General features: G+C 33.4%; 22 protein-coding genes. All 22 read right to left on the reverse strand.

All coding sequences use genetic code 11. The annotated features are described in order from the left end of the window. Window position 1: 1 nt before the first annotated feature. Window positions 2-361, reverse strand: coding sequence for a hypothetical protein (locus tag ACFQZE_RS06435; protein ID WP_379354824.1), 360 nt, complete (start codon window positions 359-361; stop codon window positions 2-4). Between the two features lie 20 nt (window positions 362-381). Continuing rightward, complete coding sequence (locus ACFQZE_RS06440; RefSeq protein ID WP_379354826.1) at window positions 382-873, reverse strand: hypothetical protein; 492 nt, start codon at window positions 871-873, stop codon at window positions 382-384. A gap of 24 nt (window positions 874-897) precedes the next feature. Continuing rightward, complete coding sequence (locus tag ACFQZE_RS06445; RefSeq protein ID WP_379354828.1) at window positions 898-1,146, reverse strand: hypothetical protein; 249 nt, start codon at window positions 1,144-1,146, stop codon at window positions 898-900. Between the two features lie 54 nt (window positions 1,147-1,200). Continuing rightward, the gene (locus tag ACFQZE_RS06450) at window positions 1,201-2,046 is read right to left on the reverse strand and encodes a prohibitin family protein (RefSeq protein ID WP_379354830.1); all 846 of its coding nucleotides are present in this window, start codon (window positions 2,044-2,046) and stop codon (window positions 1,201-1,203) included. A gap of 485 nt (window positions 2,047-2,531) precedes the next feature. After that, window positions 2,532-4,232: a single-stranded-DNA-specific exonuclease RecJ gene (locus ACFQZE_RS06455; RefSeq protein WP_379354832.1), complete on the reverse strand. Its 1,701-nt coding sequence runs from the start codon at window positions 4,230-4,232 to the stop codon at window positions 2,532-2,534. A gap of 240 nt (window positions 4,233-4,472) precedes the next feature. Continuing rightward, the gene (locus tag ACFQZE_RS06460; protein ID WP_379354834.1) at window positions 4,473-4,871 is read right to left on the reverse strand and encodes a hypothetical protein; all 399 of its coding nucleotides are present in this window, start codon (window positions 4,869-4,871) and stop codon (window positions 4,473-4,475) included. Beyond that, window positions 4,861-5,241 (reverse strand): hypothetical protein, encoded by a 381-nt coding sequence (locus tag ACFQZE_RS06465; protein WP_379354836.1) that lies wholly within the window; start codon window positions 5,239-5,241, stop codon window positions 4,861-4,863. Before ACFQZE_RS06465 ends, ACFQZE_RS06460 begins: the two co-directional genes overlap by 11 nt. 484 nt (window positions 5,242-5,725) lie before the next feature. Continuing rightward, window positions 5,726-7,453 (reverse strand): nicotinate phosphoribosyltransferase, encoded by a 1,728-nt coding sequence (locus ACFQZE_RS06470; protein WP_379354838.1) that lies wholly within the window; start codon window positions 7,451-7,453, stop codon window positions 5,726-5,728. Then, entirely contained in the window at window positions 7,446-8,267 is an 822-nt protein-coding gene (locus ACFQZE_RS06475) for a ribose-phosphate pyrophosphokinase (RefSeq protein ID WP_379354840.1), read from the reverse strand. The genes ACFQZE_RS06470 and ACFQZE_RS06475 overlap by 8 nt, the downstream gene beginning before the upstream one ends. 36 nt (window positions 8,268-8,303) lie before the next feature. Further along, window positions 8,304-9,050 (reverse strand): hypothetical protein, encoded by a 747-nt coding sequence (locus ACFQZE_RS06480; protein WP_379354842.1) that lies wholly within the window; start codon window positions 9,048-9,050, stop codon window positions 8,304-8,306. 180 nt (window positions 9,051-9,230) lie between these two features. Next, entirely contained in the window at window positions 9,231-9,521 is a 291-nt protein-coding gene (locus ACFQZE_RS06485; RefSeq protein WP_379354843.1) for a hypothetical protein, read from the reverse strand. 36 nt (window positions 9,522-9,557) lie between these two features. Further along, window positions 9,558-9,965, reverse strand: coding sequence for a hypothetical protein (locus ACFQZE_RS06490; protein ID WP_379354845.1), 408 nt, complete (start codon window positions 9,963-9,965; stop codon window positions 9,558-9,560). 36 nt (window positions 9,966-10,001) lie between these two features. Beyond that, window positions 10,002-10,502 carry a hypothetical protein gene (locus ACFQZE_RS06495; protein WP_379354847.1) on the reverse strand — a complete coding sequence of 167 codons (501 nt, stop codon included), beginning with the start codon at window positions 10,500-10,502 and terminating at the stop codon, window positions 10,002-10,004. A gap of 49 nt (window positions 10,503-10,551) precedes the next feature. Continuing rightward, the gene (locus ACFQZE_RS06500; protein ID WP_379354849.1) at window positions 10,552-10,773 is read right to left on the reverse strand and encodes a hypothetical protein; all 222 of its coding nucleotides are present in this window, start codon (window positions 10,771-10,773) and stop codon (window positions 10,552-10,554) included. 38 nt (window positions 10,774-10,811) lie between these two features. Continuing rightward, the gene (locus ACFQZE_RS06505) at window positions 10,812-11,552 is read right to left on the reverse strand and encodes an HNH endonuclease (RefSeq protein WP_379354851.1); all 741 of its coding nucleotides are present in this window, start codon (window positions 11,550-11,552) and stop codon (window positions 10,812-10,814) included. An 82-nt stretch (window positions 11,553-11,634) separates the two neighbouring features. Next, a complete protein-coding gene (locus ACFQZE_RS06510; RefSeq protein WP_379354853.1) occupies window positions 11,635-12,024 on the reverse strand; it encodes a hypothetical protein in 390 nt (129 codons plus the stop codon). A 40-nt stretch (window positions 12,025-12,064) separates the two neighbouring features. Next, window positions 12,065-14,107, reverse strand: a complete 2,043-nt coding sequence (locus tag ACFQZE_RS06515; protein ID WP_379354855.1) for a hypothetical protein — start codon at window positions 14,105-14,107, stop codon at window positions 12,065-12,067. Window positions 14,108-14,150: 43 nt separating this feature from the next. Then, window positions 14,151-14,342: a hypothetical protein gene (locus tag ACFQZE_RS06520; RefSeq protein ID WP_379354857.1), complete on the reverse strand. Its 192-nt coding sequence runs from the start codon at window positions 14,340-14,342 to the stop codon at window positions 14,151-14,153. After that, the gene (locus tag ACFQZE_RS06525) at window positions 14,339-14,911 is read right to left on the reverse strand and encodes a SprT-like domain-containing protein (RefSeq protein WP_379354859.1); all 573 of its coding nucleotides are present in this window, start codon (window positions 14,909-14,911) and stop codon (window positions 14,339-14,341) included. Before ACFQZE_RS06525 ends, ACFQZE_RS06520 begins: the two co-directional genes overlap by 4 nt. A gap of 4 nt (window positions 14,912-14,915) precedes the next feature. Continuing rightward, window positions 14,916-15,098: a hypothetical protein gene (locus ACFQZE_RS06530; RefSeq protein ID WP_379354861.1), complete on the reverse strand. Its 183-nt coding sequence runs from the start codon at window positions 15,096-15,098 to the stop codon at window positions 14,916-14,918. Continuing rightward, the gene (locus ACFQZE_RS06535; RefSeq protein WP_379354863.1) at window positions 15,095-15,499 is read right to left on the reverse strand and encodes a hypothetical protein; all 405 of its coding nucleotides are present in this window, start codon (window positions 15,497-15,499) and stop codon (window positions 15,095-15,097) included. The genes ACFQZE_RS06530 and ACFQZE_RS06535 overlap by 4 nt, the downstream gene beginning before the upstream one ends. Before the next feature lie 208 nt (window positions 15,500-15,707). Continuing rightward, window positions 15,708-16,793, reverse strand: a complete 1,086-nt coding sequence (locus tag ACFQZE_RS06540) for a DNA primase (RefSeq protein ID WP_379354865.1) — start codon at window positions 16,791-16,793, stop codon at window positions 15,708-15,710. Window positions 16,794-16,807 lie beyond the last annotated feature (14 nt).

Here is a 16,807-nt window from a genome sequence, read left to right on the forward strand (position 1 = left end):
TTTATGTATTTTCAAGAATAGTCCACTTACCATTAATCAAAGGAACTGGAAAAGAAATGGCATGGTTCTCATTAATAAATACTTGCCCATTCGTTTCCGATTTTATTGCTTTCCCATCCAAAAATGCTTTAAAAGCTTGAGAGAAATCAACTAGTACTGCTGGTTTAGGTAACTTAATCCAATCAGCATTGATTGCAGCCTCACATAAATCTAGTAGATACATGCTATTCTGACACTTTACACAATATCCATTTTCACTTGCGTAAATTTCATAAACTGCACCATTCCAAGTTTTATCAACACTAACACACTTAAACTTATCACCAATCTCTCCATCTCGAAGCATTTCCCATAGCTTCAAACATGCTCACCAACCTTTCTTCAAATCCAAAATTGATACCATTTCTTATTTCTTTTTTCTTCTTTAATTTCATTGATAACTTTTTCTACACTTGCATTAATATCAGTTATTTCATTTTCTTTTGCCTTATCTTTTCTTTTCATAAGAATTTGTTTTCTTTCCTCTAGATCTGACTCTGCTTTAATTTTTGACTCAATATCTTCTATAATAGCTTCTTTGTTTATCATGTAGTGAACTGCCCCATCATCTGAATGTGAAACACCTACAATTTTATAATCCTTACCACAAGTATTTAAATACTCATTAACTACAAATTCTCTGATGTATTGATTAGTTTCCATGATAATTGACCATGAATCAAATTTAATCTCACTTCCTACAAATCCAATCTCATTACTCATCGAATTTACTTCAATCTTTGCATCTATGAATGGGAAAATACGATCTTCCTCTGCTAAGAAGAATGTCCTCTTTACTTTTCTCTCATAGACTTTTGCTTTATAAATTTTCATTCACTCCTTAAAATCTATATTTGATTATCTAATGAACTCCTGAAGTTTCGCTTTAATACCATTATTAAATTCAACTTCATTATCTACTGAGATTACCTCTTGATTAATTTCTTCAAGTCGTACTAAAATAGCTTCTTTCTCAGTTAATCTAATTTCCTTTTCACTTGCAAGTAGCTGGTTTGCTAGATCAACTGCTTGAGAAGCCTTTGTGAACATTGCAAGAGCACCATCAATCTTCTTTTTTGCTATGACTACATTATTTTTATTAAACATGTTTATCTTCTCCCTATAGTTTGAGTTTAGGAGGATTTCTCCCCCCATAATTTCTTACTTACCAGACACGATATTACTTGCATTAAGAAGAATATCTGTTCCTGTTCCACTTACAACTGGTTGTTTTCCATCCCATTTTTTGATCCATTCATACTGTACTAGTTCCTTAGTCAAGGATTGGCGAAGTACTTCATTCGCTTTTGCTTGACCTTGAGCTTCAATGAGTTTCGAGTCAGCAATACCTTGAGATTCAACACGTTTACGATCTGCTTCTTTCTTAGCAATTTCAAGCTCAGTTGTTTTACGCTCCAGTTCCTGAGCAGCTTCCACTCGTTTATCAATTGCTTCTTGTGTCTTAGCATCAGGTTTAGGAACTCCAACAGTTACATTGGAAACAATGAATCCTAAACTCTTAACATCTTCAGAGAAGCGACTTTGAACATCATTAGCAGCGTCAGATGATTTTTCTCCATACACATCGATTACAGTAAACTTGGAAATTCCTTTTCTTGAAGCATCCCAAAAACGTGTTCGTAGATATGTATCTTCAATTTCACCTACAGAGATAGGGCCAAATGTATTAAACAGTGATACTACTTTACTTGGTTCAATCTGATAATTGTAAGCAAAATCAATTGTAATATTTTTACCATCGGAAGTTGCAATTTGAATATCTTTATACTCAACTGTTTTGATACGAACAGGATATTTAATTACTTTGTCAAACATCCCAACAATGTGCCAACCTTGACTGAGTGTTTGATTTTGAACCCCACCGTTTGGAGAGTATACGAGACCAACGTATCCATTAGGAATTCTTGTTACAAACATACTCAATAAAATAAGTCCCACAATCAACAAAGCACCAACATAAATCGAACCTTTAGCAAATTTACTCACTCTTTTTTTCCTCCTGAATAAAATATTTTAGTTTATTATTAATAATGCTTCCAATCTTTTTATAGACTGGAGCCAGCAAAACCCACAACACAAATGCGGTTATTAGAACGATAATTATACTTGCAAGAAAAATCATATTTGTATCTCCCCATTAAAACGGTTATCTAATTACCTTTTCACCTTTATCATTAAACTTCCATCCTGTTTTACCTGTTCCATAACAGTCCGAACAATCATAACCATCGAACCACATGTCATCTTCACTTGCGCCACTACCACGACACCACTTACAAACAATTAGGCAATGACTTCAATAAACGCTCTTCTTCAGTAAGATATAACTCATCTTCAAATGTTTCGAAATATTGATTCATTGCCTTTTTAGTTTTTCGAGACATTTTGGACTCATCAAACTGTTTACTCACAATCCACTTCCAGTGTCGATCAATGTATGACTTTTTGATCTCATTCACTCCTTATGAAACTCAACCTTCATTACCTGCAATAATTCGCAAATCTTCAATAAATATTTGTTTTGTCTTTTCTATATGATACTTTGGTTTGTATCGTGGAAATAGATTTAAATTGAGACTACCAACAACATCAATCTTGTCACCAATCTTAACTTTGTCTTTAAAATTTTCATCAGCTTTAAACTTCATAATTACCAATGAGGACTTTGCCTTTTTAAAATCATTGTCATCCATAAAATATGTATCAGACTCAATTAAGCAACCTAATTTCAATGTGTCTTCTCCACTACCAAGAATTTTCTTCTGAATTACTATGAGATCTTTGATAAGAAACTTGGCCTCATTAAATCCTGTTCCAGAAACACGACAGAAGTCTTGAACTTGAGTAATTATTTTTTCATTAATTTCATCTGCCTTCAATTCAAAATCGTATTCAATCATCTGTTCGAATTTTTCATTTTTAAGTTTACTGTTTAAATTTAATTTAATTCTGTCTATGTCTGTCTTTTTAAACGAAATTCCACCTGCTCCTGCATGGCCTCCACAATTTGTAACCAACTCTAGCTCTGATACAAATTTCAAAAAATCAAAATCGCCATATGAACGGAAACTTCCTGCATATTCCATATCACTCTCACCTTGGATGATTACTGGTCTTTGATAAATACTTGATAGATCGTTAGCAACCAATCCGTTATATCCCTTACCTAAACTTGAATCCACTAAAACAATGCATTTGTCTTGCTCGTTCACTAAAGGCCTGAGTCTTCCAACTGCTTCTTTCTGAAACTTTTTACGCTCTTCATTCAAAATTTTAATCTCTTTAGCTAATTTTAAAGCAAGTATAGGATCTTCAGTTGTAAGTAGTTTAAGAGGTAACTCAATTTTGTCTAGTCTTGTGGGTGCATTAATAAAAGGTGTTATATTGTAACCAAAAGTTGAAGAATACAGCTTCTCTTTCTCTTTACCAATTACCTTTAGAATAGATCTTAATCCAATGTTTTGTACATTGTCTAACATGTGATTAACCATAAATCTATTCTCATACTCCTTCATGCACTGTATATCACTATACAGCCCAAAAGCAGCTAAGTCGATAAGTGAATCAGAGTAGTTTTCATGAAAATACTCATCTAATGTCTGACAAACCTTCCAAGTTAAAAGTGAACCTGATGATTGTTTATTTGGATACTGACAACTTTCTTGTTGTGGATTTACAAGTATACAATAGTCATTCTTGTCTGTGATAAGATGATGATCAATTACTATAATATCCATTCCTTGCTCAGAAATTAATCTGCATGACTCCCACTCATTGCTTGATGAATCTACAATAATGAGAAGGTCTGTATTTGAAGGTATTAATTCTAACGCATATTGAATTCCATGACCCACACTTCTCTGAGTATGAAAATATGTAACATTATCACTATAGTTATTTAAATATTGAAACAATAATGCAGTTGATGAAATTCCGTCTGGATCATTATCAACAAATATACTAATTTTTTGCTTGTTCTCTAGAGCTACAATTATTCGATCTCTTGCTGGCTCTATATTTTTCAATAAATATGGACTATGTAATTCATCTTCAGTGGGGTATAAAAATCTGAAGCGATCTTCAATGTTATTGACTGCAATCAACTTATCAATAACACTGTCTGTTTCTTTGTAATCTTTAATTGGTTCTTTTTGTCTCCAAAATTTCTTCACTTCTCATTTCCTCTCATTTGCTTGTTCATACTAACAGATCAACTTCAATTAAGTCAACATATTTAATTTTTTATTTAATATTTTTTATTTAATTCTATTCTGTAGCCTTTTGGCAATCTCATTCCTTCAACATTTTCATTAAGGGAATCATTATAAAATCTTGTCAATGTTTTATTAACTTTTCCTGAGCGACAATCAATAATAACAATTTCATATGTATGAGGCATTTGTCTTCACCAACTACAATAAAAATTCTAATTCTTTTGCTCGTTCAGGAAAATTCTTTTTAAGTAAATCATATATTTCCCAATCCATATTGTCCCAAAATAATTGCTCTTCTACTCTAGTAAACTGTGCCCATCCCTTATTATAATATCCTTTAGGAGGTATTTCAAAAGTGCTGATTAGATCATATACTTGCTCACTGCTAAACCTTTTTCCATATTGATAGGTATAGTTATCTATGTGAGTGATGTTTTCATCTAGTACGCCTTTTTTCATGAAATTATTATACTCTTGTTCACATAGACAAAAACTAAATTGCTCATCCATTAGGTGATCAGCAGTAAAACCAAAATCCCCATTAATATAAAAGTCATATATCTTCCCTTCGGTTTGACCAGTCACATTACATCTCACATTTATCACTCCATTTCAACTTTTTAGTTTTAATGAGTAGTTCAATCTCAAGGAGTTTGTTCAGATATTCATTGTCGCCAAATATATTATACAGTGTCTTATAGTTGCTATAAGTATCAAGCAACTCGTCAGTTGTCATACCTGAGTCTACACATACCTGTTTTGAGTCATCCTTCAAACGAGCAATTCTATGATCCACTTTCCACGGAAATCCATTCTTTGTTTTAACATCATACATAATCGTCGTTGAGACTTTTCTCTTTATGATGTTTGTAGTCCACTTATATCCAGTAATTTCAAACTCCTCATGACTATAGTAATTATCAACCATGATGATTGAACCGATTGGATGTGGTTTATGTTCAGTCATGCAATTTCACCTTAGACAGTTTCTTTGATAGTCGCTTATATGTGTCAGCAGCGAGATATCGGAGTGCGTGTTCTACTGATTGGTTGTTCTCCATAAAAGAGATTCCTTCTGTAAACTCTTGAAATTTAGCCCTATCAAACTCAGGAACCAAGTCCTCAATTCGAAGACTGAATGGTTTAATAAAATCATGTATAAGTGCAATAATTATTACGTTTTTTTCAGTCTGCTTAATATGTATCACCCCTCATAAAAGAGATCTTTTACTTGCATTTATTTAGATATTCACAAATTTCTTTAGCATATCGATTATCATTAAATGTAGCGATTATTAAATCTTGATTACTATGATCATAAAAGGTTCCATTTTTTTTCAATCAATAACAATTCACCTTTTCTGGTCTCCTCTAAGAATAAATAATTCTCCACATAATCACCTCACCCTATAGAACTGTTATTTTAAGGGGAGTCGCCTCCCCCATAAGCTTTACAATTGGTTCACAATGATTTCACGAATCTCACTCAATGTTTGTTCACGTTTCAATTCTCCATTTACAAACACTACCTCAAGAAGGTCATTTTCTTCAAGTATGTTTTGTTGATCAATTGTCAGACCATCAACCATAATAATATTGTCTGTGAAATCTTCTTTAGTGACAATTAAACGACCTGTAGCTGATTTTTTAGTTTTTTTGGTGTCGGTTACTGGATCTTTAAGAATAAACTTTTCTTCGCCATTAATCACAACATGAACTGCCTTCATTGCAAATCCAAATGTGTCTCGTGTTTGAAATTGATAAGTGAATGAGCCAATACCAAATACTACATTTGTTGAAGCGAATCCTTTCTCCATGAGTCCCTTGCAAATAGCCTCAGCTCTAGCCAAGGTAATGGAATCTCCATAGATTGCACCAATATGGGAATCAAGTTCTTTATATCCTTTTTCGTTAACGGTGCCACCAAATACATTCCATAGAAGTTCAATCACACCAATTTGCTCAGGAGTGGGAGTTGTTTCTTTGCATTTAGAAACTCTACTTCCATCAATGTAATAATATTGTTTATCATAGCGGTTCCAATCAATTTCAATTTCGATTGAATAATATTTACCTTTAAATTTAAACATATTTGAAACATCACAATCCCCATGCTCTCCATGAGGAGTCTCATCACGGACTTCATCAATCAAAACATCTTCCATATAAGTTTTACATTCTTCAATGGTACTGCACTTTTCAGTTAAGTCACGAATGTAATCACCACAGAGAATACGAACAGGGTCTCCAGAATCTGGACGAATAACAACTTTGCCTTCACGATTCATGATTGAGTCTTTTAGTTTAACTAAAGTATCAGTGAGGACATTCCACAAGTCCCATGTGTCAGATACAATTGAGAGAATTCCTGTTGGATGGACTTTATTAATTAGTCGATCATAAGTCTCAAATTCATTGTCCTGTCCACCAGCACACATTACTGAATGCTCAGTTGCATTTACTGAAGTGCCAACTAGTTCATTTTCAACATTTGCTTCATAGTATTTTTCTAGAAATGAAATAGCTGGAATCGTGTCAGTGCCAAGAAATGATGTAAGATGACCAGCACCACTTAGTTTGCTTGCTTCAACAACCATTCCCCTCATCGAAAAATCATGTCCTTGAAATGGAACAAATCCTAAGTCTCCACCTGTTAGTTCTGCATACTTATTTAGAAGTTTTTTATATTCAAGGGCAATTGTTGCGCTTGTTGATGGAAGCCAATTCTCAGATGACATTAGTGTTTCGATATAGTTCGTCAACCAGAAAAAATCTGGATGAGTGTTTACTATTGTTGCCATTGGAACTTTAAGTGGAACGATAGTTCCCTCTTTAACCATTCGAATTTCCAATGGAAGATAGCCTAAGTCGTGAAGCGCTACAATATGGTCATATTCTGGAGAGTCAACAAATAATGTATTCTTGATAAATCGAACATACTCATCAATTACATCTTGCTTAGGACGTTCAAAGAAGTGTTCATTGAAATACTCAATAAGATATTTCATGACGAATGCTTGCATACCAAATGCAACTACACCTTTTACTCCATCAATATAGCTTGCTCGTGGTGTCCATGTAGAATAAACAAATTCAGTTCCTTCTGGATATTGTTGACGGTGAGATACTTTGTAGAAATCGCAGAGCAATGTTGCTGGATAATAGGTAGTTTTAGTCATTAGATTTTCCTCCGATATGGTTAAATAATTTAATTTTTTCGTTTTTTGATTCTTTGATAATAGTATTTGTGGTAAATACTTTATTAATCAAATCAGTATTAAAAATCTTACCTTTGTAAATAGATTCTTCACAATGTGCAACTAACAGATAAATTTCTGTTGCACCAGCAGCCTTAAGTTGTTCTGCACTGAGAATAAATGTTCCACCAAATGAACATAAGTCATCTACAATAATCGCTTTAAATCCATGCTGAGGCTTTTCACCAACCAACTGCAAACTATTGATTTGACCAGTTTGAAAATCTCGCTCCTTAAATCCTACAAGTGATTTGTAACCTTCTATTTTCGAGTATCGTTTAGCAGCTCCTTGGTCTGGAAAGAAAAGATAATCTGTATCTGCATTAAAACCAACTTCTTTTACCACATCTTTTAAAAGGTTTAGACTTGGATAAATCGCTTTACTTTTATTGATTAATGCTGGAGTGACATCAGAATGTGGCTCTACAATTGTCACTTGCTCAAAGTTTAAACTGTTAATGAGTTCCGAAACGTATTTGAGTGTGAAAACGGAATCGCCTTCGACTCGATCCATTCTGCTATATGGCATGTAGTAAACAATGAGATACGTTCTAGTGTTAAGTTTGTCAAGGTGCCTTTTTACAAATAGAAGTTTTATTAAATCACTATCATCTTTGTACTTAAATTCAATTTGATTAACATCTTCCTGATATACATTAATCTGCTCACCATTAACTCTTGTCTCACCATTGGGGAACTTTTCAAAATCAAGCACCTTTCCATTCAATTTAATCATTTCATTCCTCCTTTTCCCTTTAAAAGCATTATTTCATTAGTTATAACTGGCTTCTGGTTCTGCTTCTGGCTCCACTTCATCACACTCACTATCAGAATCAATAATTAGTTTAGCGTAGCTTTGTCTAAGCTTCATAATTAAGACTTCAAATTCACTCAAGTTTCTCAACGAGTTCAGATCGTGAACAGAGTCATAATCGATTGTCCATTTATCCTTATCAAACTTTTTCCAACGATGAATGTTAATTTCGAAATTCATGTCTTTATCATGGTCACACTCAAAAACTAAAACTGCTCGTTCAATATCACTCCACGATCTATCAGTGTTATATTCTACTTCAAATCGCACTTCAACATTTTCATATGTAGGACGATCATCATAATCAATTTCAAGTCCGTCAGTTTTTACATTTTTCTTAACATAATTCATCCAGTGATTAAAAAGTTCACTCACTTTGATAGTGTCATGCCACTGTTTTGGAGTCATCAAATTTTTGAAATTCTCTAGAAGATTCTTATTCTCCAAAGCAGAAGATTTAAGGACATCTACGAGAACTGCATCTAGTTTTGTGATGTATTGAGAATAGTCGTATTTTTCAAGATAGGGAATCATCACAGATTTTACTTGCTGTTCAATTACTTTTGTAACATCGCCATATGAACCAAAGAGATGATCCAGTGCATTCTTTACGCCTTTCTCTAATTGCTCACTTACCAATTTCTCAATTAAACCATCGTTCAACTTATTTAAGATTACGTCTTTAATGCTATTTTCGATTGTCATTTATATGGTCTCCCTAATTGTCCAATTATTTTTCTTCTCAACCTCAGTCATTCCAAACGTATTAAAAGAAACATAGCGCTCCAACCCATTCAGGCTGCAACATGGCATATGTATAAGTTCGGCCTGCACAGGAGACAATTGAGGCTCCCTGAGAGACTTTATTGATTGCTTGGATCAAGTTCATAACATCTCAATCCTTGCTGTTGGCGATAGATTATGCTCAATGATTCCAAAGTCATGCACGATATGTACTGGTCTGATGTACTGAAGATACTCCGTTGAAAAAGATCCGCTGAAACCCTCTAAAAATACTTCACCATAATTATGTCCCTTACGAACAAATTCATCTGACGAACAAACCCAAACTTTTCCGAAACACTCAGGATAGTCGTGTTCTATACAAGTATGCATGACTACATGATCTCCTTTTTTAAGTTGGTAGTAGTCTTTTACTGATCGTCTATACGACATTCAAATCCCTCCTTCTGGGGTAATGAAAATCATGATTTATTGGCTCATTGCATTTACAACTTTAATTCCATAATCCTTTATATACTGTAGGATATCTGGTTTAACATCTTCTTTTATGAGTCGCCAACCATAAATTGTTTTCCCATAATATAAATCGTTCAACTCTAATTCATCGTCAAACATTTCACCTTTTAGTCTAATCATTTTATCTTTATACTCTTCCATACCAACAACATTGTATTGATCATCATACAATTCAAAAGTGATATCATCATTTTCGGAATCTTGATAGGGGGTATAAATCCAAGTATCATCATCCAACTTAGGATCAGACTTTAACCATTCATACACTTGCTCATCACTATCGGCAACAAGATATGCGACAACTCCTCTCTGACTGTCTTTTGGTGAAAAATGCTCAAACATAATTTTATACAAGTTCATTTTTTATCATCTCCATTTGTAAATAAAATCATTGTTTTATTGCCCTTTCTTTAGCTCTTCAAGATATTTCTCTTCATATTCAATTTCAGAAATAGGTGTTACCAGTCCTTTTGAGCGTTTTGCCAAGTCAAAATCTGCTTTGTAGTAAATGTCATATTCACTATCTACAAAACTATCTAGATATTGACCTTGCAACCGCATCACTCCATAGCAAAACTTAATAAGTCTAAGTTCTTGAAAGTCATTAAGTCCCGTTTCTTTAACAATATTTCGATATTGATTATAGATTTCTTTTGCTCTTTTGGAGTTGGTTTTCAATTTTCCTTCTTTAGTGAAAAGTTTTTTATTTTCTTCTCTATGTATTTCTCTTGTGTTCACCCAAAGATTATCTGGTGCTAGACCCATTTCATTTATTTTTTCATTGAGCAATTCGCCAACTTTACTTATCACATCTTTCCATTTGGGTTTTTGTTCAAAATGTTTCTTAACTGCTTTATCAAAATCTGTTCCTCTGACAGTCTTGAAGCACTGGTACATTTGCATTCTCCATTCATTTTTTATTTTACTTAGATTCTCATAGCCCAAGCTAATTCTTTTCTTTCATTTTTTCTAAAAATTCTTTCGCTTTCTTCTTAGCCAAATATCTTGTTTCTGCTTCCACAATGCCCATTAATGCGGATTCATCTTTTATGTGCATCATTCTCCCTTCAAACTCAATTAAGCTATACCATGCACAATGCAATTGTTTATTGTCTAACATAAAGCACAAATGTTTTGCACCTATTTTGTCACCGAGTTTCCCACTCAATTTCATTTATCTCCTTTTTTAGTTCCTCATAAAAACTCTCATTTATTTGGAAAATTAAGTTTAGCTCTGTCACCCATGATTTTTCTGGCAGTATTGTCGTATGCATTTGCTGCATCCATTTCCTCTTTAAATGAACCAACTCTAATTCCTTTCTTATTTTTGTTGTCCCAAATTTGTGCAACCCACTTACCTTCAATTAATGATACACCATGATACCTTGAAGTTTTAATTTTCCCTCGTTTATGCTGTTGCCACTCTTCAACATGCATTTCAATACCTGTCAAATCGTTGAGTCGTGCATATTCACCATGATAGATTGGTGCCCAATAGTTGTAGCAGTTTGCGGCTGCTATTTCATTGTTGAATCTCCCAAGACATATGTATTTATTATTATATTTTATCCTTACTTCCCAATCCTCGTTTCGCTTATGCCAACAAACTCCCTTATATTTTGATGTGGGGGGCTTATTCTTGAATAATTTTGTCTGCTTCCTGTTTCTCATATTTTCAGCATGTGAACAAACTCTTAAGTTGTTCTTTTGGTTGTTTAACTCATTACCATCTCTGTGATCAACAGGTGTACTTCTTCCTGTCTTATAAGGATTCATGAGTAATTTCTGTAATTGTAATCCTTTAAATAATCCCATCCTTACATACTTGCCTTTTGGTATGCATTGAACGTATTTGCCATTTATCTTAAGATCATAAAAATTAATTAGATATAAATAATCTTCGTCATCCACTAAAACTTCATTACCTTCAACCTTAATAACTTTCAATTTTCATAAACCACTCCCAAATGAAACTAATATTTCATGTGGGCATATAATATAAAAATACATGCCCACACTCATATCAAATTTATTTTTCAAACTGTTCTAACAGTTTTTTAAGTTCATCAATGGATTTATCTTTTAGGGCTTCATCCTGTTTATCTGTCAAAACCTCAAGAATTTTTTGTTTTTGTTCTTTACGTTCTTTCTCCTTGAGACTAAGTTCACGTTCTTCAAGTTTTACATTAAAAATGTATTTAACAATCTCAATCTTTAAATCTAACTCTTTATCTGTTTTGGTTTTTCTATTTAGAAGGCTTTCTTCTTGAACAGTTTTCAATTGAGTATTTAGTGTTTTAAAAATTGAATCCAAATTTTCTACAGACAGATCCCACAAGTCTTCTACAGACACCAAGCCCCTAAATGGGAATCTCATTTTATTGCGAATTGCTAACTCAAAAATATTGTTGTTTGTCATTTTAACATTTCTCCTTTTTAATTTTTTTCGAATAATTGATTTAAAACTTAATTTTTAAAACACGCTCTGTTTGGCCTTTGACTTTAACAAGCAACTCATTACGTTTAGTGGAGCTGAAGCCAAGACCGCTTAATTGATCATTTACAACTTTCACAGCCATTTTTCCACCAAGTGCTTCAAAGACTCGTTTGTGTTGCATTAGTTCTTCCTTCAAGAATTCATTATAGAAGCCATTAGGACTTTCTGAATTTACACAATTATTCAACATGAACATATAATGCCTATGCCCGATTCCATTTTGATTGTCCCAATAGTTTGGAGAATACATTACAATAGAAGCTGGTGTGAATTGATTGGTACTTAATCCCCAAATCTCTTTTGAGGACAGACTAGATTGAAGCTTTTCAATGATTGTAAAAACACCATTTTTCAATACAACATCTGCAACTTCAATTTTCTGCCCACTTCTAATTGGTTGATTATAGTCAAAGAAATAAATCTGACCATCAAACTCGATTTCAGCCCTAAATCCATTTTTATTACTTCCCGAATACGGATGAACAAAGAATTTATAAGTACCATCTGACATAGTGTTCCTGTTGCTCCATGTAATATTTTCTACTGCTGGAACACCTCGTAGTGGAGAAACGATATCAACATCTAACATTCCTTTAGTTGGCGACAAAGTTCTTTTGTTTCTGAAGTGAATTTCATACCCATTGGGTTCTATACAGTGTGCGTCCAAGTCATTGCTATCACTATTAATATCGTTCCATTGAATTGAGAATCTTAGATCTCCCTCTACATTTCCTCCAGCAGACTTAACATTCTCCTTCATAGAGCTATCTGTAATATTGCCTGAGTATGCCCAACTGAATCCATTATTCCACTTAAACATCGTTTGAGAACTTTTGTTCTCTGGAGCAATTAATGATACCATATTGTTTGAATGTTTATTTTCAACGAATATTTCCAGTTCGCTTGTTGATGGTAGAATGTCTTCAATAAACTTATCAATAGAAATCTCTTCAACTTTAGCAAACTTTTTGGGATTAACAGCAATTCCATTAGACATTTCTGTGAAAACATCTGCTCCCTGAACCCTCTTAACTGCATCTTTATTAGAGAACAAAATATTATTGACTGAAATATCATCAAGTGTCGCATGTCTACGGCTAAGAGAATCTAAATACCCAAGATCCTGAATAGTCTTTTTAGCCTCATCAAGCATCTTCTGTGTAAAGATTGCCTTTGGTCGTTTATAATTTGCAGGAGCCACAATTACTTCATACTTCTTAACTGCCATATCAAGATCCATACCTTCACTAATATTGATTAGCAAAGTACCAATGCTGTGGCTTCGGATTCTTCCAATTGATCCACCAACTTTTACTGACTGTTCCCATGAATAATTATCTTTTTCGAATTGAGTAGACAATTTGTCATATGTTTTTTTGAGTTTCAGAAATTCATTTAAAGCACCTTTCCACTCTTCTCCTTTGTAAAGTGAGTTTTGAGAAATTAGCTCCAATACAGTGAGCAGGCTTTCCTCAGTGATCTCATCTAGTGATCGCTTAAAGACGTTTCTTGTATCTCGCAGGCCACCTTTAATCTCTGCTTCAGATTTATTGCTACTGTCAACGAATTGGTCAGGTAGTTCAACGTAAAAGTGATTCCACTCAATAGTTTTTCCTTCGTTTGTGTGCTCGTAGTTTCTATCCACTCCGATTTTTTTGATTTTGCTTACATAAACATCGGATACCGATTTCGAAAGAACAAAATTATTAAGAGCATTTAAGACAGGTTGAAATTTATCATCATTAGTTTCAAAATCCCAAATCGTTGTCACTTGATTGTCTTTGATTACAACAACGTTACCAAAATTTCTGACAAAACTTCTGTCATAACTTCCATCATACTCTCTTCGTGTTCTAAAAATATTATTAGTTCCTTCTGGGAAACTGTCTAAGTACAAATTCCACAATTCGTCTTTATCCAACTCAACTTCAAATAATTTTGTTGCATCTGAAGTCATTTGCTTAAAATTATTTTGTAGCAGCGTCCTCATTTGTTTGAATTCCATTTTGTTATTTCTCCCTTTATTTTTTTATTTTTTTCTTTAAAATTTAGTTTTTATTTGCACCAATTCTTCTTACATAAGTGCAACATATATATGGATGTTCTTCATTAAGAGAAGTTTCATGAACATGAAAATAATCTCCTAATAGTTGTTTTTCATGATCCTTCCATTCCACAAATGTATCATATTCATATTTAATATATGTTACAACTTCAGAGAATCCTGATACTTTTCTCATTGAACCACCTCAACATGTTTTTGAGAATTTTCCTTAAATGCATTTCTGATTTGTTTTAGTTTCTCATTTTCCACAAAATCTTCAGGAACAATTTTTCGTCCTGAATAATACATTTTTGAATCACAGCAATAATATTTTTTAATTGGAGCCCCAATCTCACCCTTTTGTTTTTCATCCAGATAGTCCTTTGTTTCTAGTTTTCTTCCACACTCATTGCATCTATAACACCCATAATTATAAAGATGATACCATTTTCCATTTTTGTAGTCTGATGTATATGTAGATGAAGCACCGATTCGTTTCAATTCTTCCTCAAAGAATTTAGTATGATCCCTATTATCTTCACCAATCTCATCGCAGTACCAATGGCACAGTTCGTGAAGCAAGGTATCATCTGTCAATAGTTCATCATGAATTATTCTTTTTGAAAGATCAATTTTGTCTTTACAATACTGGCCTAGTGTTGCTTTAAGGCGATTATTTATTCTTATAGGTATTGTTAATTTTTTATTCCATAAGAACTGAGTAAAGAACGTTGCCTTATCATTGAGTAATTTTTCAGTTATCAAAGAATCACTCCTCATTCATTGTTTCAATCAACACATCTTTTGTTTTTTCAAGTATTTCAATCAAGTGTCCATGCAACCATTCAGCTTCATTTTTGTTTTTACAGGGAGCAAATAGGTTGTCAAAACACTTCATCGTTTCACTATGATCAACCTCTATTTTTCCTTTTTCATTTCTTTGTATCATCATACAGTAACTCCACCAAACAATTTATCATATGTATTTTTTTGTTTTTCAGAAATGAAATATGTTCCCTTGAGTCTATCTCGTTTCATACTGATCACGATGTTATTACTTAATGTGAAGTCCAAGTCATACGATCTTACAATTAAAGTGTCTCCACCATCTTTTATTTCAATCACTGTTCCAAGCCATACATGACGTTCAATCTTATATTCAATTTCTGAGAATGAGTTGCATTTTGCACTACTAGTTCTACAAAGCTCCAGATACTGAAGTGTTACTTTACTAGATACTTTCATTTTTTCTTTATTTGATTTGAAGTAAGACAGCTTCATGTACAAAAAACAAATTAGTGCTAAAGTAGAATATACCAAGCAAGTAATTGTTAGTACTCCAATAATCATCATCTCCTTTTTCCTGTTACCATATTTTACGTTGTGGGATCATATTACCATGCGTTTTAGAAAAGCACAAGTACAAAATTTTAATATTTTATACTTGTGCCAATTTGAAAGTCGCATCTTTATATTTGTAAAAAATGAACGGGCCTTAAAAGTCAATGTTTACAAGAGTTTCAAAGACTCAAAAAGCCCATAAAAGGATAGTTTTATTACCTTACGTGATTCGATACTTTGGATAGTCGCTGTAAAGCTTTAGGAACGTCTTTTGGCCCTTATCTGTAGGAGACTCCTTCAACTCTTCAGACAACAGATTATGAGCATCATAAAGTGCATAAACCTGTCTTGATAGACCAAACTTCTTACCTTGTTTCTTAATGTCATCAACAGACTTGTCTTTGTCCATGGCTAACACAATACGCACATCAATACCCAAATCCTTAATCATTTTCACTTGATATTCACTAAGATCGTCACCACTAATCGCAACACAATTAGGAATTCCAAACTGTGTACTATACCAACAACTTTTTTCAGCTTCATAAATAATTATCTCTTTACTACTTAGCACATGTTCAAGTGCATTATGCCAATTATAAACCTCAATCATCTTATTAAAATTGTAGAGGTATAGGAATTTGTAGATACCTTTTTCCTTGTAGTCAGGATCTATCGTTCTGCCCTTAATTGAGATGATATCTCCAAACTGGTTATATATTGGATAGATCACTCTATCTGAGTAAATGTCAAAGCCAACCTGAAAATCAAGTTGCGTTTGATAATCAAGGCCTTCCTGTATGTATGGATAATACGGATACATTATGTATTGATTAAGAATAGAGTCTGGATAAACCCGATTTTCTGAAAACTCACGAAGCTGCTGCTTATTTCGTTTCTTCTTTAAATCCTTTAGCCATTTTAGAGGATCATCTTTTACAGTCTGGAATTCACGGTTATTAGATATAAAGTCAGCATATCCAAGTGTATTGCATATCCATTTTTTCGATTTATAAATATTCGCTTTAAGTGATGATTCATTATGTTCAACATCGAAGACAATTATTGAGACAAGTCCAAAGATATCAATATCGGAAATCCCTTTACTTCTTATTCGACATTGCATCCATTCAGTTAAATAAACCTGCACGGAACGAGGGTTAGACGAATTGTATTTATCAGGTAATTGAGCCTCATATCGATTAGAAGCACATCTAATGCGCTGACACTCCATTGCGCTGAGCAATTCTTCGACTCGTCTATCATTCAGAATCTTCTGTTTAATTTCCCATAAATCGTTGCTCAATTACCTCCTCCCCT

It is taken from the genome of Paenibacillus sp. GCM10027627 (assembly GCF_042675505.1).
In the GTDB taxonomy this organism is placed as follows: domain Bacteria; phylum Bacillota; class Bacilli; order Paenibacillales; family Paenibacillaceae; genus Pristimantibacillus.